Raw genomic sequence first — 20,855 nt, 5'->3', positions numbered from 1 at the left:
GCTCGGAGAAGTCGGCAGAGAGTAACCCAAACAGGTCAAGCTGTGGAAAACTGTCCAGAGGTGGATGGTGTTGCCTATATGCCGGGGGTCTATAAAGTACCTATGGTGAGAATGAGAAATTTGACGAACTTGCGAATGTACGAGTCTAAACCATTAGTATGCAGAAATGTATATCCTTCATTGAGGGTGCGTGTGGTAAAGTAAGAATTTTGTTTATGAAATACCATGCGGAGTTACAGGCTCCGTCCAGCGCACAGGCTTAAAGCAAGCACCTACGGGTATATGGGAAAGATAGGATTATCGGAACGTGGAAAGCTGCAAACGCAGAGGTAATTGCGTACCGATGAAGCGGTGGAAGCGAATAAATAAGTTTCCTTAATTGCAGTGAGAGTAGTGGCATGAGCGATGAAGTCTTTGTAATGAAGATGGAGCAACAGCCACAAGTCATTTTAGAGAATAACAGATAACAGGTATATTCTTCGTAGCTTCTGGTATGACTAAGGCGATTGAGCCTGAGAAAATCATGCTCCGAGAGGAGGATGATGCCTATGACGAAACAAAAGAAACTAAGAAATATCGAGTATTACGGATTGCAGGAAACGCTTGACGGCCGTTATGAGAAAAGCAAAAATGGTGCTACTTTTGACAAGCTCATGGAGTTGACTGTCATCATAAGGTTCCGACAGAAAATGGCGGAACAGACAGGTACAGCAATCTAATCATCCTGTACAGAGATGTACACACCTTATTTCATGCAGTCCAGCTCGAAACAATCAATGCATATCTCAGCAGAATCAGCCCCACTCAAACCATGCTGAAGAAAATCAACAAATTAAGGCAGATGGCTGGTAACGCCACCATCTGACAGTTTCTAAAGTTTCGAGAAATATCCTGTTTATATACAACTCTAAAGTGATGGAACGCCGTGTGCGGGGAAACTCGCACGCACGGTGTGGAGCGGGGGAAAATCCTACGATAACATCAAGGGATTACCTATCGCTATTCCTGTGTTTTGACAGCGAGATGGACACTGAGACATTTTGCAATTCCAAATCTGCCATCTTTATTGTATTACCAGAGGAGGACAATACAAAGTATTTTATGGTAAGCCTGTTTTTACAGCAGGTATACCGGGAAATGCTGTCTATTGCAGATGAACATGGAGGAAAGCTTCCAAACCGTGTGGTTATCTTTGGAGATGAGATCGGGACCATACCAAAAATCGAGTCGCTGGAGATGCTGTTTTCGGCCGGACGCTCCAGGCGGATCAGTATGGTACCGATCATACAAAGTTTTGCCCAGCTTCAAAGAAACTATGGAAAAGAGGGGAGTGAAATCATTATTGATAATTGTCAGGGAATTTTGTTTGGGGGTTTTGCACCTAACTCGGAAAGTGCAGAGATTTTATCTAAGGCATTGGGAAATAAGACAGTCTTGTCAGGTTCCATTAGCCGGGGAAAGAATGATCCCAGCCAGAGCCTCCAGATGATTGGGCGTCCGCTTATGACGCCGGATGAACTCAAGGCGCTTCCCAAAGGGCATTTTATACTGGCCAAGACAGGCTGTCATCCGATGTGCACAGAGTTACGCCTGTTCTTCAAATGGGGGATCGAGTTTGAAGATGAATATGAAATGGAGCAGCATATTGCACGGCCGGTTTACTATGCGGACAGATTGGAGCTGGAACAGGAGATAATCCGGAGACAGTTAGAGGAAGAAGACGTAGATGACATGCCGCTGGAAGACTTTGAAGATGAGAAGCATACTGCAAATAAACCATGGCGTCCGCCAATACGGACGGATTAGGGGGTGAAGGTATAGGATATTTCTCAACAATCTATTCGATGGACCTGCCTCATCGGGCTAAGGCAGTTTATATGTATCTAAAGGACCGGTCCGATCGTAACGGGATGTGTTATCCATCAATAGGAACCATCGCCAGGGAGCTGCAGCTTTCCAGAAGGACAGTAGAGCGTGCGCTTGACGATTTAGTAAAGGCGGGACTGGTGGAAAAAGAACAGCGATGGAGAACGAATGGTGGGAGGAGCAGTCTGCTGTATCAGGTAAAGAAGAGGCCGCCGCCAATATAACGGATTGATTTACAAACTGCCGCCAGGGAGAAACTCTGTCATTTTTGTGGGGTATGGGATATGTCATGGTGGCGTAGGTATAGAAGGGATCACTTTAAGAAAACTTTAGTGGCAGGGAATAAAATAATAAGGGTTGCAGATGAACCGGTATAGTATGATATATCCCCCCCTTATTGTCGGATTGAAAAAATAGTGATAAGCTGAATAAAAACTCGAACTTTTTACCAAAATATGGGGTGAAATCCATAGCAGGCAAAATTCCCAGACATCCTATGGTCTGGGAATTTTGTATTATAGCCTGTCAATAAAAGGACAATCGAAGGAGTAAACAAAACGATGGATCAAAAATACAGTTTATCACTAAAACACATAGAGGAATATCAGATCAGTTTGATGGAACGGGAGTGCAGCAAGAACACGATCAGCAAATATATGCGGGATATCCGGACATTTTATGAATACCTGCCGGAAAATAAGGAAATCAGCAAAGCATGTGTGATGGAGTATAAAGCGTATTTATCAACGAATTATAAGGGAACCAGCGCCAATTCCATGCTGGTGTCAATCAATGGACTCCTTTCCTTTTTGGGATGGCAGGATTGCCGGGTTAATCTGCTGCGGGTGCAGCACAGTACATTCCGTGAGGTGGAGAAGGAACTGACAAAAACGGAGTACCAGAGGTTACTGGAAGCGGCGATGGAGAAAAAGGATGAGCGTTTAAACCTTTTACTACAAACCATCTGCAGCACCGGAATCAGGGTGGGAGAAGTGAGATATATTACCACAGAGGCTTTGAAGAAGGGGGTGGCGCTGGTGATAAACAAGGGAAAAGAGCGTCAGGTACTGCTTTCAAAACAGCTGGTTATACAGCTGCGGCGCTATTGTAAAGAGCGGCATATTTTTTCCGGCTCCATATTTATCACCCGTACCGGCAGGCCGTTAAGCCGCGGCAATATCTGGGCGGCCATGAAGCAGTTAAGCGCTGCTGCCAATGTGGACCCGCAGAAGATATTTCCACATAATCTCCGACATTTGTTTGCATTGACCTACTACCGTTTGGAAAAAGACATTGTCCGTTTGGCGGATATATTGGGACACGCATCGGTGGATACCACCCGGATTTATACGGCTACAAGTAACCTGGAATATATAAAAAGTCTTACGAGAATGGGGTTGTGTTTTAGCAGTTGAGTAAAAAAATAAGACATATTTAATATTATGTCCTAAAAAAATTAAGAAAATGTTAATACATATTCATTATGCAACAAGACAGGGTAAAAAGCAAGTTCTTTCTATCATACAGACTGTCGAAAATTGGATAAATAAGGGGGTATTTTACCTATTTTTAAGAGAGGGGGATAAATGTTTTAACAATCTCCTTTTTTTGTGCATATAAAACAGGCAGGAGGCATCGAAACTGAGTTTTTCCTGCCGGAAAATGAATATAAATGGCAGATGGTCCGTGGTAAGGACGATCCTGCTTTCTTTTTTTAGAACATAATATTAAATATGTGCCAGATGAAACTAAATAGGGAATCGGTATACTTACTGAAAGGTAAGGACACAAAACTAGAGGGACTAACCTGCAATCAGGCAGTATGTCAGCCAGTTGCATGATATGTGCTGCTGGCTGTCCATGCCAGCTTTTTATTTTGTCTGAAAGCAGAGGGGAAAGGAAAGAGCGGCCGTGTCAAAGGAAGCGTTTCAAGGCCGGAAGATGGGGGCGGGAAGACGCTCCCGCAGGAAAGTACCGGGATTTAAGATACGGATGCTTGGTGGCTATGATGAGACCCAGGTTCTGGAGTACCTGTCAGCACTCCAGGATCATTTGGAGAAAGAGTATGAGGGATATGAACAGCGGATCAGGGAACAGGATAAAAAACTGGAAGAGCTCCGGACAGCCGCGGGCCATGGGAACTCCATTTCAGACAATGGAATGGAAGGGGAAGGAGCTGGGATGCTGCAGGGCGGTATTCTGGCCGCAGTCCTGTTTTTCCATTTGTATATGGGCTGGGGGGAGGGAAGATTGCAGGATATAATCGCAAATCTGTCCCACCGGATTGATCTGGAACATGGACGGCTGAATATACGCCGCAGACACCGGCGTTTTTTATGGCTGACAGCAGCCCTCCTCTTATTGTCAGGACTGACAGCGGTTCTTTTTGTAACAGCTGGAATCGACAGGGTGGAGGGAGACTCCATGTATCCGTCCCTGCAGGCAGGGGATGTCATTCTTTATTCACGTACAGATACGGACATAAAACGCGGGGACATCATCGTATTTACCCAGCCGGGGACAAAGGGGCATACCGTGAAACGGGTGGCCGGACTTCCGGGGGACACCGTTTCAGTGGATCAGGATGGCAGGATTATTGTCAATGGCAGGATGGTAAGGGAGCCATATGTGACAATTCCGGACCGAGGCTGGAATGAAAGCGCCCCATTGACTGTGATGGACGGACACTACTTTGTTCTGGGGGATAACCGTGGGGAATCCTTAGACAGCCGGTATTCACAGGTCGGTACGGTAAAAAAAGAGGACATATTGGGAAAGGTTACTATGATTGTGCGGAGAAACCGTTCGCAAAGGCAGGAAAAAGAAGATAGATGATTGTGATCCATTGGAGGGAGTAATAAGAGATGAATCGCGGAAGAAGCAAAAGAAGAACTGAAACTAGAAGACATGTTCCATTCCTTGTCAGCTTGGGAGTGATCGGGGGACTGACTGGGGCTCTCCTTTTGATGGGAGTCGGCATGAGCGGCGCCAGGACAAGGGAGTGGATTGAAATATCATCGCCGGAGGAATGGGAGCAGTACCTGCTGGATGAGGACAGCCCGGATTATGATCTGGGAGGGCGGTACCGTTTGACAGCGGATTTGGACCTGACCGGCTGTTCCTGGCCCATCGGGTCGAATTATCGCCCATTTACCGGCCGGATGGATGGAGACGGACATGTGGTGGAAGGACTGGACCGCCCGATGTTTGGCGTCACAAAAGGCGCGAAGATTGAGAATCTTCTGCTTGATCAATGCAGCATCCAGCATCCGTATACCTATTACGATGGAGAGAAAGCGGTGGACGGCTATGCGGCTCTGATTGCTTACGCAGTAGATACGGAGATAACCTCCTGCGGGACTGTGGGAGAACTATACATAGATACACCCCAACCGGCCATGCTGGTGTTGGACTCTGATGATACGGTGACAGCAACGCCGTCTGAAGCCGGTAAGGCGACCCCATCCGATGCCGGTAAGGCAGCCCCGGAGACCACAGAGGCGGATCCATCTGATGTGGAAAACGAGGCAGATCTGGAAACAAAACCGGGAACAGACGAGACCGGAGCACAGGATGAAACAACAGAGCAGAAAACGGAACAGCCGGAGACAGAGGCACCTACAGCACCGAATGACATAGTTATAGAAGAAACAAAAATAGAAGAAACAAAAATAGAAGAAACAAAAGCCGTAGAAGAAACAGAGAAGCCAAGGCTGCCGGAAAAAGAGACTGAGACTCATAAAGAGAATCGTGCTCAAAAGCAGACGGATTCCGTGTCTGATAAAGTAGAAAAACACGAGGTAGAGGATGAATTGGTTCCGCTGGCCTACAGTCCTGTCAGGAGCTTTGCCACAGGACGGGAGCGTTCGTTTTATGCAATGGGCCGCATGGAATCGGGTGTAATGACTGTGTCCAGTATAGGAGGCGGTTCAAGCGCGGGGGATTATTCCGGCAGCGGAGGAAGTTCCAGTACAGGGGCGGATTCTGGCAGCGGAAACAGTTCCAGCACAGGAAGCAGTTCTGGCAGCGAAGGTAGTTCCAATTCAGGAAGCGGAACCGGAAGCGGAAACAGCTCCAGTTCAGGAAGCGGAACCGGAAGCGGAGGCAGTTCCAGCACAGGAAGCGGTTCCGGCAGCGAAGATAGTTCCAATTCGGGAAGCGGATCCGGCAGCGAAGACAGTTCCAATTCAGGAAACGGAGCTGGCAGCGGAGACAGTTCCAATTCAGGAAGCGGTTCCGGCAGCGGAGACAGTTCCAGCACAGGGGACGGTTCCGGCAGCGGAGATAGTTCCAGCACAGGGGACGGTTCCGGCAGCGGAGATAACAACAGCACAGACGAGGGCGCTGGCAGCGGAGATTCCGGTACCGGTGATAATACCGGCAGTGGAGACAGCACCGGCTCCAGCTCCGGCAATCCCGATGAAAAACCGACGGATTCAGAGAAGCCGGAAACCCCTGGCACAGAAGAAGGAAAAACCGATACAGAAACGCCTTCCGGCAGTGAAGAAGGAACCGATGTACCGGAAGAGACAGAATCAGAGCAGAAGCCTACGGTTGATACGCCATCCCAGGAAGAAGAATCGAAAGATTCAGGAAATACACAGGGTGGAGCCGGGGCCGGCGGAAGCAAACCTGGATTGGCGGACCCGGAGGAAAGCCTTCCGGAGGAAACCCTGCCGGAAGAGATCCTTCCTAAGGAAACAGAACCTGAAATCGAAAAAGACGAAGACGCCTATTTTATAGAGGTGACAGCACAGCAGATTGTGGCTGGAGGTCTGGTTGCACAGATGGATGGCAAGAGCCTGATTACAGAATGTTTTTCCTTCATGAATATGGGTGGAGAGGAAGCGGACACTCTGGAGGCGGAGGTCCTGGCAGCGGGATTTTGCGGCTTTCTGGGGGAAGATACCCGTGTGGAGAGCAGCTATGCTTCGGGCATTGTGGATGTAAGTGGAATCAGTGCAGGTTTTGTGGGCATTCATGCAGGAAAACTCCAGGACTGCTTTTCTACCTGTATCATGGGTGAACACTGTGAGGAGCCATATGCATTTGTAGGAAGGAGCCGGGAGGAGACAGGAATCCTGAACGGATGTGTCTATGACCGGCAGATTGCCTGCGCACAGGATGCTTCTGCCATAGGACAGAATACGATCCGGATCATTGGGGACGAAAGCGGACTGTCCGGTGAAAACTGGCATTATACCGAGAATGCGTATCCCCAAATATCCTATTTTGCGAATCATGAGAATGAAACCTTCCGCCTGCGGTCCAGCGCTTCGGCCATAGCCCTGGTATTGCCGGAGGATATCACTTTAACGGATGCCTTGACCGCGGCAGAAACCGGCTTTGCTTTACCTGCGGAGATTGATGGGGAGGAAATCAAGTGGAGCGCAGACGGCGCAGTATCCATTACAGATGACAACCGGGCGGTCTTTCATGCCTCCGGCAGCGAGGCAATAACAGCGCCGGCAGAAGAGGAAGAGGAGTCAGAAGACCTGGCAGAAGAGACAGCGGCACCGGAAGATTCGGAAGAAGAGACCGCGGTTTTGCCATCGGATGATAGCCGCGCGGAAATGCCGGACGCAGAGCATGATGAGGAAGAATCTTCCTCGGCAGCGCAGGAGACGTTAAACGGCGGAGGGGTTACAGAGGAGTCCAAGGTATATCCGGATGAAACCGGGATGACCGCGGATGAACCGGATCATATAGAAGAGTCTGAACTGGACGGCTCCGAAGAAAACACGCTGGAAGAGGAACCTGCAGATGACCTTTTACCACCGGAAACCGTGCCGCCGGATGAAACCTCAAATGTTACTTTAGAATAAGGAGTCTGGAAGATGAAATCGAGAAAACACCAGATCAAAATGAAATATAAGCGGATAAGCCGCCCGGTGCTCTGTCTGATAGCGGTGATACTGGCAGGAGGCATGCTGAGAGGCATGGCTCCTGTCAGCGCGCTGGCGGCACAGCCGGACAGTGAAATCCGAATAGAAGAACCGCTGGTGGAAGAAAACCGGTCGGAGGAAGCTGTACCGGAGGAAAGCGCACCGGCAGACAGTGTACCGGAGGAAAGCGCGCCGGAAGATAGTGTACCGGAGGAGACCCCGCCCACAGACAGTATTCCGGAAGAACCGGTGTCCGAATCGCAGGAACCGGAGTCTCTGCCTTCAGAGAATCAATCCATATCCGGCAGCCTGACTGCCGAGCTTGGGGGAATCTCAAAGAGTTTTTCCCTGTCTGTGACACCTCTGGCAGATACCAGGGCGGCGACCGTGAATATTGGAAACGCAGCCCAGCTGACAGATTTTGCAACAAAGGTGAATAACGGTACTTATACGAATACCAATGCAGTACTGACCGCGGATATAAACCTGTCAAGCGTGTCCAACTGGACTCCGATTGGAACAAGTGCGAAGCCCTATGCGGGTACCTTTGATGGTGCGTGGCATAAAATTACAAATCTGAACACAACAGGCAATGGTATGTTCGGTGTTACTGCTTCTACTGCCCTTATCACGCAGTTAGGGATTGAGAGCGGCACGATTTCGGCCGGCTCCAATTCCCTGCCGATTGGGAGCATTGTGGGAAGCAATGCGGGAACCGTCAGCAAATGCTGGAATAGAGCCACTGTAACCGTAACGGCTGGGAGTCCGTTCACACAAGGAGGAATCGTGGGCAGCGGGGGAACCATTGAGGACTGTATTAACTATGGTGCTGTGGACTCCAAGGGAAAAGCGGGTAATTGCTGGTCGGCAGGGATTTCAGACCGTGGAACCGTCAAGAACTGCTATAATGCAGGACTCGTAACCGCCGTTGATCATGGCGCTTATATTGTCAATGCAATGAGTGCTGCCCCGATCAACAGTTATGTGGACGTAACACTGGCGCACGTGGTGGACGGAAGAGAGGGGTATAGGAGGGGAACACAGCTGAATGCCGATACCCGGTTTGGAGCGGAGATTGTATCGAAGCTGAATGCCGGAAGAACCGGAAGCTCTGCCCCATGGCGTTATACGAAAGGGGGATATCCTTATCTGTCAGGAACATCTGTTACCATTAATAACTGGTTTGATTACGCTATCTATAATCCAGCCACTCTTGTTGGAGATGGAACAGCGGGAAGCCCCTATGAGCTGAAGTCCGCAAAGGATCTGGCTACCTTTATGATGAAGGTCAACAGCGGAGAAACAGGCGCATGTGCAAAAGTTCTGGCGGATATTGACTTGTCCGCCTACAACTGGGTATCCATAGGAACTTCGAAATATACGGGAACCTTTGACGGCGGATATCATATCATATCCAACATGAAGATGGATGAGTCGTTTAGCGGCGGCAATTCGTTCAAGGCAGCCCTTGGGATGTTTGCAATAACAGAGAATGCTACCATTAAAAACATAATTTTAGATAAGGGAAACATCACATCCACCACCAGCAGCGGGCCCCACGAGACCGTTGGATCCATTGTCGGCTATGCCGCAGGAAATACAAAGCTGATAAACTGCGGAGCTAGAAATACATACTTAACAAAGCAGGGAAGCACCAACTACTTCTGTGCCTTTGGCGGTCTGGTGGGGGATCTGCGGGGCACTTCATCCGTAACGGACAGCTATTTCCGAGGCGGGATTACAAATAATAATGGAGTGGCTGCCAGCGCAGCTACCTATGTTGGGGGAATTGCCGGAAGACAATGCGATACAACAGCAAGAGTCAGCAACTGCTATACGTCAGTCGCTCTCAATAATAACGCCCAGGGAACAAAATACACGGCATACATTATAGGAATGAACGGCAACAGAACATGTGTCACAGACTGCTATTATGACACTAAATTTAGTGCTTCTGTGGCTCCTAATGGAAATGGCACGGGAAAGACCGCAGCCCAGATGCGCACTGCTGATTTTGCCTGGCAGCTGAATGCGACCGGTACCCCCGCCTCAGGCCGCTACTATCCGAATCATGTATGGAATCAGCAGACAAAATCAGACGGGACAACTAAGGTTGGAAACGACGGCTTCCCCGATTTTGTATCTGGAATAAAGGACTGGTATGCATACGGAGCCACCGTGGAAGCGCCGACGCAGACGTCCGGCGCTTACCAGCTCACAGATGCGGATGATCTTGCCTGGTTCATGTCCCAGGTTAACAGCGGAAAGACCACAATAAATGGGACGGTGACGGTGGATATAGACCTGACGGGAAGCAGCCGGGGAGGAACCACGTCAAGCCCGGTACCCTGGGTCAGCATAGGAGTAAGTGAAGCCAATGCATATAAAGGAACATTTAAAGGGGGGAAACGGACGATTTCCTATCTGTCCGGCAATCCACTATTTGGCTATCTGAACGGAACGGTTGATGGAGTCATACAGGACAATACCTGCAAGATCACCGGGACCGGAGGCCTGATTACAGAAATGATTGACGGTAAGGTCTCCAACTGCCTGAACGCCGGCGCGGTGTCAAGCTCAGTATGGGCCGGAGGAATTGTCGGAAAAATGGGGGATGGAACCGTGGAGTACTGCGGGGTTACCGCGAACCTGAGCAGCAGCGGCGCCAGTAATACTCTTGGCGGAATCGTCGGCTATATTACCGGGACAACCACGAAAGCGGAGATAAAGAACTGCTATTACAGAGATGGGACCATAAGTACGGGCGGCGGCTGTTCCGGACACGGAGTGGCATATGTAAACAGCAGTTTTGCGGGCAAAACGATTATTACAGGCTGCTATTTTTCCGGAAGCATGTCTACATCACTGACAGGACGCTATGGCATTACAAGGAATGACTCAGGCATCACAGTCAGCAACTGCGTATACCAGGAAAGCACAAGTCCCACCTATACTCAAAGCGATCTAGGTACAGCCCTTCCGGCGGACAAGCTGAAAAGCTGGTATGGAGCATACCTGATGAACGGAAAAAAGACGGGCAGCGGCACCATCTGGACCGTCAGCTCGCCCAAAGGCGTGTATCCGGAATGGGGCACCCTTGGTGCGGTTGCAGATTGGGAATCCGTAGGGGAGATGGCGGACAAGCCGCCGGTATCATCGGTGGGAGGGACAAGCTATTACGTCATCGACTCCCCGGGGGACTTAGCATGGCTGGCTTACCAGGTCAACCATCCGGCCTCCGCGTCCAGCGAGGCTTATAACGCCCTGATTGTGGCGGATATTGATCTGTTTGGCGGAGAGTACACTGGAAAGACCAAGACAGGAAACGCAGCCAACGACGCGGCGGCTGCCCTGGCCTGGAAGCCCATCGGATATACGGCGGGTGCAAGCACAGAGGCGAGTGGTGCGAGCACGGTCATTCCGGAAATTTACTATAAAGGCTCTGTGAAGGGTGTGAACAGCTCGGGCAACACAGCGGCGGCCCAGCGCACCATCGATTATCTGCGTGTGGACGGGACCGGAATGTATAACGGGCTGTTTGGCTACACAGCAGGAGCCAGTTTCACCAATCTGACAGTCGGCGGACACAGCCGTGTACAAAGGGGTTACAGGCAGACAGCGGGAAGTCTCGCGGCAGTGGTAAAAAACGGCAAAGTTACGGACTGCGAGAACTATGGAACCGTGAAGTGTACGTCAAGTTCGTCAGACTATGGAACAGGCGGAATTGTAGGGACCATGATTGGGGGAACGATATCCGGCTGCAAGAACTGGGGTAGTATTATCGAGGCAAGTACGCATTGGGGAATAAGCGGAGGTATCGCAGGGTATGTCCTGGAAAGCGCAAGGATTACGGGGTGTTCCAATGCCGGAACAATTACATATGGTTATTACTCCGGAGGGATTGCGGGACTGTTACAAATCAGCACAATCGATTCCTGTGACAATGGGGAAACGGTTAGCGATGGAGAGTGGTCCGGAGGAATTGCCGGGTATGTAAACGCAGGCACAATAAAAGACTGTAAGAATACAGGTCCGGTAAATGCCGGCAGCTCAGCCAATGCAGTCCGCTCCGGAGGGATTGCGGGTGAGGCTACGGGAACAAGTACCGTAAGCGGCTGTGAAAATACCGGGGCAGTCGGGCTTACACAGATGCTTACCAATAATTATGTTGGAGGAATACTGGGCAGGCTGTCGAACGGTACCATAGAAAAGAACCATAATACAGGAACCGTGAGTGTTGGGAACAGCACGAATACTATCTATGCCGGAGGCTTGGTGGGAATCGTAAACGGAGGTACATTACGAAACAATTACAACACGGGCGCTACCACCGGCGGATCTAACAAGGTATACTGCGGCGGTGTGGCAGGCACAATCACGAGCGGAAGCGTTACCAGCAACTACTCCTGTGGGGCGGGCATGGGTTCTAGTGTATCGCAGGGCGTGTTCGGATTAGAAAATGGCGGCACAGCCAGCAATAACTTCTTTGATGAGGACAAGCTGAATACGACCGCCGTCGCGGACAGCTTTATGCATGGAGGACGCACAACCGCGCAGATGAAGCAGTGGGGCCTGGCCTATCAGCTGAACGGAGCGCCGGATCTAAGCGCCGTATCAAGTACTGTCTGGCGTGAGGCAGCAAGCGAAAGTGAAAATAACGGCTATCCGGTGTTTGCGGAAACCAATGGGAAGATGGACGCGGCAGCTAACTGGAGCGAGCCTGGGGCCTGGGTGGACGCATATGGGACGAAACCCGAAGGAGACGGCAGCACAACCGCTTATAAGATTACCAGCCCGGAGCAGCTTGCCTGGCTGGCATACAAGGTGAACACGGATTCCAGCAACTACAGCAAACGGAATGCGGATATAGGAAAGAACAAGCTGGATCTGTTCGGAAGCCGTTTTTCAGGCCGCGCCAACACGGGGGACGTAACCAAGGCCCTGACCTGGATCCCCATTGGAACGTATTCAGGAAGCCTGGCAGATGGAGAGCTGGACAATCTGTATATACCGGGCGGCAGTACTTCGGTGAGCTTTATACAGGTGTTGAACGGGGGAAGCGTAAGCGGACTTTCGGTCCGGGGCAAAATCACCGCTACTGGTGATCAGACTGACCACATGGCGGGGATCGTTGCCCGGGCCCAGAATAATGCCAGTATCCGGTATTGTATGAACTGGATACCGGTCAGTGCTGCAAGACAGGCGGGGAATAACTACACAGGCGGTATCGTAGGACAGCTTACTGCGTCCACGGTGGAATACTGCGCCAACTTTGCGGACATCTCAGATTCAAACTGGACCAATGCGCTCCACAACGGAGGAATAGCCGGAAGCGCCGAGAACGGTTCAACCGTGAAAGGCTGTTATAACGCGGCCGCCGCGTCGGCTGCTACAAGCACATACCGCGCAGGTTCCGGCCACATTGTGTCTCCCAGAGGCCTGAACGCCGCCGTGACAGCCTGCTACTATGATTCGGATAAAGCGGGAGCGAACAGCAATCCCGTATCCAACGTCACCGGTAGGACCACGGCCCAGATGAAGACCTTCCGGGCCACCCAGCTGCTCAACACCAGCGAACACACCGGAACCGGCCGGATCTGGTATACCGCCAGCGATGATTCACCCACGTTGGGTTATCCCTGCTTTGTAGCGACTCAGGCGGCGGCAAAAGCATTTACACCGGTGGAGGGGACAGCTCTTTCCTACGGAACCACAACGGTAACCGGAGGTATGTTCCTGTATCTGGAACAGGTGGGAAGCGCAGATTTGGCTCTCCTGGGGAGTGATGATACACTCACCCTCGGACGGACGACGGATATCACTGCAAATTACTACAAATACGGCACGGATAATGCCAATCAAAATGTGGCGTTCGGTCTGGCCGGGAAAGAATTAAGCCTTGCTAACAGGAACGATTCCGTAAGCGCAAGCCCGACGCTCAGTTTCTATAACGCGGCCGCCTACAACTGCTCTAGCCCCCGGTACTTTGTCCTTGGAATAGACCAGGACGGGACGGTATACGAGTATACCATAACCATAAATGCCGTCACCGGAAAGACGCTGAACGTGACCCTGCCGGTAGCCGCTACCATGCAGCTCAAGCCCGGACAGGAGGATCAGGCCAGCTCTGCCACCATGACGTGGAAGAATGAGAACCCATATCCCATAGATTTCAACATATCCAAGGTCACACCGTGGGAAAAGGGAACCAACGGCGCTACTCATAAGCTGGCGCCGGTAGCCCAAAGCGTGACAGTGACCGGAGATGAAGCATACAAGGAAAATGTGCACCTGTGGCTGGGCAATGTAAGCTATGGCGGTTACATCTACCCAAGCATTAAATATTATTACGATCCGGCAAAGGGAACCATACCGTTCGGCGGAAAACTGGGCGCCAGCGGAGTCTTTTCCTATCAGTATTGCATGGACTACGGCGCAGTCCTGTCGGATAACAACGGGAAGTTCGGCTACGATGTGCTGTATGAGTACAGCATATCAAAAGAGGACGCGGATAATGCATCAGTTAAGGTTGAGGCAAAATAGAAGATGACGTCAGGAGAGGAACATGACATCGGAAGAAAATGAAAACAGAAGAACCGGAAGAAGCCGCAGAAGCCCCCGGAAGGTAGTGCGGGCCGGGACCTGGAAGAGGCGGATTCTCCTTGCGGCGCTACTTATCGCATTGGCGGCGGGCGGAATCTTCCTGGCGTCCTACTACCGCATTCTGCGCCTGCCGGATCCATTGCAGGCACAGATGGACATTCTGCCGGACAGCAGGGCAAAAAACGGGACGCTTCATGCCCAGGAGGGCAGGGAGGTGGAGGAGGGGAGCTATCAGGTTATCTTAAATCAGATTCCCACATTTCCCAGCCAGACCCGCGCCTGCAACATCCAGTTTGAGAATCCGGAGGGGAACCAATATTCCAGCCGTCTGGGGTTGTATCTGAAGGAGTCCGGCGATCTTCTGGGCAATACCAGGCTGGTGAAGCCGGGGCAGTACATCGAAACCCTTGATTTAAACCAGGAGCTGCCGGTGGGGGAATATCCGGTCATTGCCCGTATTGAACTGTTTACGGGAAAGGAACCTGCGGGCAGCCTGCAGATTGAAATCAACATCCGGGTTACGGAGACAGGAGGTGGGACGCAGTGAAACAAAAACAAAACAGCCAAGCGGCATGGCGGATCCTTTTCATCCTTCTGCTGGCGGCGGCCGCTCTTTGTACGGTATGGCTTCTTCGAAAACCCGGGGAAGTACCACAGCCGGTGCTGGCGGCGGACCCCAATGTACAGATTGGCAGCTTAAAGGACCCGGCCGAACGCCAGGGGGAGCTGGATCAGATCGTAGATGAGGGCCTTGTGACATTTTCCGTAAACGCTACCCCCTGCTTTGCAGATGGAACGTCGGAAGGCAATCTGATGATCGGGAATCCGCCGGAAAACCACAACCGTTTTACCGTGGCCGTATACCGGAAGGATACGGGGGAGAAGATTTACCAGTCCGGCTATCTGGACCCGGAACAATATATAGAATCAGCCCCGTTAGATGTGGCGCTGGAGAAGGGCATTTATGACTGCACCGCCGTATTTGAGACGTACCGGCTCACGGACAGCAGCTACATAGGACAGGCCGCGGCCGAGATAACCGTCTACATACTGAATTAAATACATCCTAAGGAGAGAAGGAAACCGTGGAATTAAAGAGAACTACCCCAGAGGGAATACCCCAGGCCATACGGGACGGCCCGGATGGAAAGCGGGGAAGAGGACGGATGGTTTATGCGCTCCTGTTCCTGCTGCTTGCCGCCGTATTGGCGTTGGCCGTCCTGTGGATGAGACATGGGAAGCAGGAGGGGACAGCAGGAGGGCTTGCCTACGAGGCCAATGTGGTTGTTGGAGACCTGCCCGGAAAGAGCATGGAGGAGCGGCAGGCAGAGTTAGACCAGGTGGTGGCGGAGGGAATGCTATCCATGTCCGTGAACGCAACGCCCTTTGGAAGCTTGGGAACAGACGGCGGGGCGGTCAACTGGCTGATTGAGAATCCGTCCAACCAGGGAAAACTGATCCGGGTGGAGATCCGGCTTGAGGACGGGGAGCTGATCTATGAGACAGGCGCCCTGCGGCCGGGAACCTATGTGGAATCCGCGCCCCTGAAGTCTTCCCTGGAAGCGGGACGTTATGACTGCACCGCTATATTTTACACCTACAACATGGACACAGAGGAATATATCGGACAGGCAGCGGCGGAAATCACCCTGACCCTGGTCCAGTGAAAGGAGGAGACCGCATAAATGCAACGGTTTACCGGAAAAAAGAATATCAGGAAACGGATCCGCATTCTGGCAGTGTCGGCCCTCCTGCTTGTGGGCGCCGTTCCCCTGACGGCCGGCGCCCAGGAAACCGGCCCCCGGGAAATGAAGGCCCGGGAAGCCGCACCCCAGGAGTCCGGCACCGATGAAGCGCCGGATATCCCGGAGGAGCCGGCGTCTCTCCGGGATGAGACACTGCCGGACGGAGGAAGCGCTTCCGTGGAATTCACAGGAACCGTTCAGGCCAGCATCCTGTCCGTGGAGCTTCCGTGCCGGATCGGATTTCGTGTGGAGCCGGGGAAAGAGGGGGAGGAGGACACGGTCACCAGCCAGGTTTCGTCCCAGTTCACCGGCCCAACGGAGGCCATGGTGATTAACAACTCCATTGTCCCGGTCAAAGTGGAGATTATAAGGGTGGATCCGGTGGAATCGGAAATCAGGAACCATCCTGTAACCGGAGCGCCCCAGGAAATCCGTCTGGTAGGGACATTGGCCGAGGTATCGGAGCCGGGAACCGCCATCATGGCCCTGCGAAGCGCCGGGGAGACCTTTGAGACAGAGGAAGCCTTTGAACAGTACGCGATTCTGCCCGGTGATTCGGAGCCCCTGGGGGTTGGCGGCGCGGCCGGGAATCTGCCCGTTCTGGTGGCGGAGATTAAACCGGGGGAAGAAACAGCCCTTCAAATATATGGGCGGCTCATGAGTGGCAGCAGTTTTGGGAATTTCAGCTTCCAGGTCACACCGTACCTGAAGGTGAGTCCATTATAAAAGACTGGTAAATGCAATAAAAATACAAAAAATAGCAGGAGGTAACAACGAGATGAAGCACAGAAACGCAAAGCTTATGGCTCTGGCCATGGCGCTGACGCTGTCAGCGGGAGGAACCGCATGGGCAGACGGAGGATACCCCGCCGCGACAACGAAACCCGATGTGACAATGAGCGTCACCGACAGTAAGTCCACAACCACAGTGAACGGTAAGGGAGCGGGAGAGGGAAACAGCACAACCACCATTACCGGGACCATCGTGGCGACCCAGTTAAAGGTAACGGTGCCCACCACGGTCGGATTCGATATTGACCCCACCATCACGGCAGCAAAGCCCTCCAGCCAGGTTACGGCCCAGTCCAGCAACATCACCATCACGAATCAATCTATTGTTCCCATTTACGTGAAGGTTTCCAATGTGGATGTGGCGGCGAGTACAGGGGGTAAAGCACCGAACCTGGTTACATCATGGGTCGACAGTGATCAGAACATGATGTTTGCGCTGAAAACCACGGAACCGACCAACTTTTCCACGGCAACAGACTGGCTGAAATCCGGTGCAATCAGCGGCAATTACTATCTTGACAGCAGCCAGGGAAAGCTGGCGGCCACCGGAAAGACAGGAAACTCCGTCACCATGAAGATCTTTGGCCAGATCGGGCAGGGCTGGAGCGCCGGAGACCAGTTTACCATCACCCCCACCTTCACGGTAGCCGTGAAGCCTTATACATAGATTTTATGTGCGGGCGGATGCGTTCCGCCTGCATGGCAGAATACAGGACCCAGAGAAGGTTCCACCGGCGGTCCTGTGCTCTGCCATGCAGAAGCATAAATGCCAGAACATGAAGAAATACAAGAACATGAAGAAAGGTTGAGATAGAGATGAAGCAATGGAAGAAGCAGCTGTCAACAGCCCTGGCCGCGGGAATGTGCGCGCTTGTGCCCGTAACCGCCCTGGCGGATACGGGGAGCCCCGTTGTTCTGTCCGGGGAAGTCGTGTCCATATCGGATTGTAAGGTTACGGTTACCGTGACAGATCAGAACAACAGCGCTCTTGAAGGAGCCGCGGTCACTGTGGACAAACGGACCCTCACCACCGGACCCAATGGGACCGTAGAATTTGACGGTTTTGACTTAGGAGAGACCCATCAGATAGAGGCCTCCCTGATTGGTTACAGCTCAAACAGCCTGGAATACCATGTGACAGAGGATGAAGGGGCGGTCACGCTGATGCTGCGGAGACGTTCCTCCGGCGGCGGAGAGAACAGCAGTAAACCCAGCAGCGCCGTGAAGCCAAGCGGAGGCTATGGCCCAGGCAACCCGGCGCCGTCCCAGGAACCCGCGGATCAGACGGTCCCGGGCGGAACCGCAGAACAGCCCCCATCCTCCCTGGTAAGGCCGGAGATAGCAGACGGGACAACAGCGGCGGCGGACGTGCCCGCCCGGCAGCCCCTTCCCTCTGGCTATGAGGAAAATCCTCAGGCTGGAGAAGCCGGTGGGGGACAGGCGCCCGTCCAGGGACAGCCCATCCATATATCCTCCCCTTACGGTGTCAACGCGGTGCAGATCCAGGATCCGGTGGTAGGAGAATCCATAGAGAAAAATGCCATGGTTGTGGTGGAGCTGACTGCCCCGGATGGGAAACAGGTAGAAGTCTCCCTGCCGCCTTTTACCGACCATGATAAGAGCTTATACGGAAGCAGCGAGCTATGGGTTATGAGCGGAGAGAACGGCGTAGAGCTGGTGATCCAGGTGCCGGACCGCCCGGACGGGAAGTCGGAGGCATATGTCCCACATAACTATTCAGAAGCAGCCGTCCAGTGGCCGGCAGATATCCGGGTGGTGATCCAGGGAACGGACCAGAAGCTTCTGCTCCCCTCCGGCCTGTTTATCCATGAGACCTACGGCAGACTGGATTTCGGAGTTGAGCACGACATTGAGACAGGCGCGGTCAGCCTGCTGTACACCCTGAAAGGTTCACACGCAGAGCAGTCCCTGACTGCGCCCAAGGCGGCGTTTGATTATGCCTCGGAACACAAGCTGCCGTTAAAGGCCCGGATTTATAACCCGGAGGATCAGGAGGAACTGTGGTATGAATGGTCCTTTGCTCCCCAGAATATGGACCGCCAGAACGCAGTGGACACGAACCTGTACATATCCCCGGAGTTACCGGACGGGGACGGTTTGGGGAACTATCTCTGGTGGAGACATTCACAGCCCTTATCCATCACCCACCACGGCCCTTTGCCGGGCGCGGCAACCCTGCGGATCCGCGACCAGTTCGGATTTGGAGAAAATGAGAAGGTGGACTTTCTGACATTTGATGAGGACGCGGGCCGGGACGTACTGTACCGGGACCTGTCCTTTGACAAGGATGGCTTTGTCACAATCGGGGAAATGACCCACTGTTCCAGCTATGCCCTGACAGGCAATCTATGGTGGTGGGTGATTGCGGTCCCGGCGGCTCTGCTTGTCCTGCTTTTGGGGACGGTCTGGCTGGTATGGCGGAAGAGACATGAGGAAACACGGTAATGCGGGAGAATCATACAGAAGTCAAATATACAGGGACGAAACAGGGAAGGATAGGACAGCCAGGGGCAGAACCCGGAAGGATAGGACAGCCAGGGGCAGAACCCGAAAGGACGGGACAAACAGGGGACGAACCGCGATGGCACAGAAGGCACACAGCCGCGGTTGTGGCTGGAGTGATTCTTCTGGCCGTACTGGGCGTTGTAGTCCTGGCGGTAACTGTGACATTGAGAAGCAGCCGGGAACGGGTGGCTTTAACGGCCGGAACAGAGCCGGGAAATGGCTGGGAAGATGAGGCAGTGGCGGGAGTCATGCCGGGGACAGAAAAGGAGCAGCTGCAAAAGGAGTTAAACCGCCAGGTGTCGGAGAACATGATTGCCATGTCAATCAATTCCACTCCCGTATTCCCGGATGGGGCTTCCAAAGGAAACATTTTGTTTGAGAATCCCTCCCGGAATGGGAAGCTGACCCGGCTGAAGCTGTACCGGGATGATACCGGGGAACTGATTTATGAGACAGGACTGTTAAAGCCAGGTAGTTATGTGGCGGAGGATATGTTGGATGTGAGGCTCAAAAAGGGCAGTTATGTATGTACCGCTCACGTTTTGGCCTACCGGCTGGAAGACCAGAGCTATATCGGAGAGATTGCAGTAGGGATTACCCTGATTGTTGAAAAATAGATAGATGGAAGGAAGGCACGGAATGGGATTGTTATGGATTGCGGCAGGTATCACAGGAGCGGTTCTGGTGATTGGCTGTTTATTTTACCTTGTACAGGGGAAAACAGATTTGGACCGGAAAACGGATGATGAGCAGCAGATGAAATATATGGAAGAGTATCAAAAGAACCGTCTTAAGGGCGGGCATTAAGAAATAGATTTTGGACAGGACAGGTGGAATAGGGATATGGAAAAAATGAAGGACGATCAGAAGGAAAACAGAAAAAGATCCAGGAAAAGGATGGGAGGAAGCCGGATACAGCAAAAGGAACGGCATATCCGCAGCAGCAGGAGGCTGGTGATACTGGCTCTGTTTATTCTTGCCATAGCAGGCGGTGTTGTCCTCCTGACCGGAAACAGAGACGGGGAGAAAAAACGGATGGAGCGGGATGTGGTTGCCGGCCAGATGCCCGGGGCGGACCACAACAATGTGCAGGCCCAGGTGGAGGAGACGGAAATCCTGTTCTCAATCAACACCAACCAGGTGTTTGCTGCAGATACGGGTAAGGGAAACATTCTGTTTGAGAATCCGGCGGAAAATCAGAAGTTGGTACGACTGGAAATCTGCCGGCTGGACAGCGGAGAGAGCATTTATGAATCAGGATACATTAAGCCGGGATATTACATCGCGGAGGAAACACTCGATACAGTGCCGGAACCAGGGGATTATCCCTGCAAGGCATATGTATATGGGTACCGGCAGAATAACTATGAATATATCGGGAAGGTGGAGACAGACATCATTGTGTCCGTACAGCCGTCCGTGAACGAATAAGAGAGAT

Annotated in this window: 15 protein-coding genes, 1 pseudogene and 1 riboswitch; all 16 genes and pseudogenes read left to right on the top strand. The window is 52.2% G+C overall.

Features of this window, described 5'->3' with window-relative positions; genetic code table 11:
- Positions 1 to 548: 548 nt before the first annotated feature.
- The 16 genes and pseudogenes from LI015_RS10015 (at position 549) to LI015_RS09940 (ending at position 20,848) form a co-directional block, all read left to right on the top strand.
- Positions 549 to 719, top strand: coding sequence for a hypothetical protein (locus LI015_RS10015; protein WP_227124837.1), 171 nt, complete (start codon positions 549 to 551; stop codon positions 717 to 719).
- A gap of 286 nt (positions 720 to 1,005) precedes the next feature.
- A pseudogene (locus LI015_RS10010) lies at positions 1,006 to 1,710 on the top strand (type IV secretory system conjugative DNA transfer family protein); the annotation flags it as partial.
- Positions 1,711 to 1,817: 107 nt separating this feature from the next.
- Positions 1,818 to 2,090, top strand: coding sequence for a helix-turn-helix domain-containing protein (locus tag LI015_RS10005; protein WP_227124880.1), 273 nt, complete (start codon positions 1,818 to 1,820; stop codon positions 2,088 to 2,090).
- Between the two features lie 336 nt (positions 2,091 to 2,426).
- The gene (locus LI015_RS10000; RefSeq protein ID WP_227124835.1) at positions 2,427 to 3,281 is read left to right on the top strand and encodes a tyrosine-type recombinase/integrase; all 855 of its coding nucleotides are present in this window, start codon (positions 2,427 to 2,429) and stop codon (positions 3,279 to 3,281) included.
- Between the two features lie 337 nt (positions 3,282 to 3,618).
- Positions 3,619 to 3,707: riboswitch (cyclic di-GMP riboswitch) on the top strand.
- Between the two features lie 70 nt (positions 3,708 to 3,777).
- Positions 3,778 to 4,701, top strand: a complete 924-nt coding sequence (gene lepB, locus LI015_RS09995; RefSeq protein ID WP_227124833.1) for a signal peptidase I — start codon at positions 3,778 to 3,780, stop codon at positions 4,699 to 4,701.
- 29 nt (positions 4,702 to 4,730) lie between these two features.
- Positions 4,731 to 7,691 carry a hypothetical protein gene (locus tag LI015_RS09990; protein ID WP_227124831.1) on the top strand — a complete coding sequence of 987 codons (2,961 nt, stop codon included), beginning with the start codon at positions 4,731 to 4,733 and terminating at the stop codon, positions 7,689 to 7,691.
- A 12-nt stretch (positions 7,692 to 7,703) separates the two neighbouring features.
- Complete coding sequence (locus LI015_RS09985; protein ID WP_227124829.1) at positions 7,704 to 14,294, top strand: hypothetical protein; 6,591 nt, start codon at positions 7,704 to 7,706, stop codon at positions 14,292 to 14,294.
- A 22-nt stretch (positions 14,295 to 14,316) separates the two neighbouring features.
- The gene (locus tag LI015_RS09980) at positions 14,317 to 14,901 is read left to right on the top strand and encodes a hypothetical protein (RefSeq protein WP_227124828.1); all 585 of its coding nucleotides are present in this window, start codon (positions 14,317 to 14,319) and stop codon (positions 14,899 to 14,901) included.
- The gene (locus LI015_RS09975) at positions 14,898 to 15,413 is read left to right on the top strand and encodes a hypothetical protein (RefSeq protein ID WP_227124826.1); all 516 of its coding nucleotides are present in this window, start codon (positions 14,898 to 14,900) and stop codon (positions 15,411 to 15,413) included. The genes LI015_RS09980 and LI015_RS09975 overlap by 4 nt, the downstream gene beginning before the upstream one ends.
- Before the next feature lie 26 nt (positions 15,414 to 15,439).
- Complete coding sequence (locus LI015_RS09970; RefSeq protein ID WP_227124824.1) at positions 15,440 to 16,021, top strand: hypothetical protein; 582 nt, start codon at positions 15,440 to 15,442, stop codon at positions 16,019 to 16,021.
- 18 nt (positions 16,022 to 16,039) lie between these two features.
- A complete protein-coding gene (locus LI015_RS09965; protein WP_227124822.1) occupies positions 16,040 to 16,825 on the top strand; it encodes a hypothetical protein in 786 nt (261 codons plus the stop codon).
- Between the two features lie 52 nt (positions 16,826 to 16,877).
- Positions 16,878 to 17,558 (top strand): hypothetical protein, encoded by a 681-nt coding sequence (locus LI015_RS09960; protein WP_227124815.1) that lies wholly within the window; start codon positions 16,878 to 16,880, stop codon positions 17,556 to 17,558.
- 149 nt (positions 17,559 to 17,707) lie between these two features.
- On the top strand, positions 17,708 to 19,357 hold the full coding sequence (locus tag LI015_RS09955) for a carboxypeptidase-like regulatory domain-containing protein (RefSeq protein WP_227124813.1): 1,650 nt from the start codon (positions 17,708 to 17,710) through the stop codon (positions 19,355 to 19,357).
- Positions 19,357 to 20,034, top strand: a complete 678-nt coding sequence (locus LI015_RS09950) for a hypothetical protein (RefSeq protein ID WP_227124811.1) — start codon at positions 19,357 to 19,359, stop codon at positions 20,032 to 20,034. The genes LI015_RS09955 and LI015_RS09950 overlap by 1 nt, the downstream gene beginning before the upstream one ends.
- A gap of 22 nt (positions 20,035 to 20,056) precedes the next feature.
- Positions 20,057 to 20,224 (top strand): hypothetical protein, encoded by a 168-nt coding sequence (locus LI015_RS09945; RefSeq protein ID WP_227124809.1) that lies wholly within the window; start codon positions 20,057 to 20,059, stop codon positions 20,222 to 20,224.
- 36 nt (positions 20,225 to 20,260) lie between these two features.
- A complete protein-coding gene (locus LI015_RS09940; protein ID WP_227124807.1) occupies positions 20,261 to 20,848 on the top strand; it encodes a hypothetical protein in 588 nt (195 codons plus the stop codon).
- Positions 20,849 to 20,855: the final 7 nt, after the last annotated feature.

Source organism: Enterocloster sp. 210928-DFI.2.20, assembly GCF_020554465.1.
Taxonomy (GTDB): Bacteria; Bacillota; Clostridia; order Lachnospirales; family Lachnospiraceae; genus Enterocloster; species Enterocloster bolteae.
The sequence above is the reverse complement of the archived record's forward strand: the minus strand, read 5'-3'. Positions and strand labels throughout refer to the sequence as shown.

Excerpts from the sequence above, each read along its gene's own strand:
- LI015_RS10015 (WP_227124837.1), top strand. The coding sequence starts at position 549 with ATGACGAAACAAAAGAAACTAAGAAATATCGAGTATTACGGATTGCAG.
- LI015_RS10000 (WP_227124835.1), top strand. The coding sequence starts at position 2,427 with ATGGATCAAAAATACAGTTTATCACTAAAACACATAGAGGAATATCAG.
- LI015_RS09990 (WP_227124831.1), top strand. The coding sequence starts at position 4,731 with ATGAATCGCGGAAGAAGCAAAAGAAGAACTGAAACTAGAAGACATGTT.
- LI015_RS09985 (WP_227124829.1), top strand. The coding sequence starts at position 7,704 with ATGAAATCGAGAAAACACCAGATCAAAATGAAATATAAGCGGATAAGC.
- LI015_RS09980 (WP_227124828.1), top strand. The coding sequence starts at position 14,317 with ATGACATCGGAAGAAAATGAAAACAGAAGAACCGGAAGAAGCCGCAGA.
- LI015_RS09965 (WP_227124822.1), top strand. The coding sequence starts at position 16,040 with ATGCAACGGTTTACCGGAAAAAAGAATATCAGGAAACGGATCCGCATT.
- LI015_RS09960 (WP_227124815.1), top strand. The coding sequence starts at position 16,878 with ATGAAGCACAGAAACGCAAAGCTTATGGCTCTGGCCATGGCGCTGACG.
- LI015_RS09955 (WP_227124813.1), top strand. The coding sequence starts at position 17,708 with ATGAAGCAATGGAAGAAGCAGCTGTCAACAGCCCTGGCCGCGGGAATG.
- LI015_RS09950 (WP_227124811.1), top strand. The coding sequence starts at position 19,357 with ATGCGGGAGAATCATACAGAAGTCAAATATACAGGGACGAAACAGGGA.
- LI015_RS09945 (WP_227124809.1), top strand. The coding sequence starts at position 20,057 with ATGGGATTGTTATGGATTGCGGCAGGTATCACAGGAGCGGTTCTGGTG.
- LI015_RS09940 (WP_227124807.1), top strand. The coding sequence starts at position 20,261 with ATGGAAAAAATGAAGGACGATCAGAAGGAAAACAGAAAAAGATCCAGG.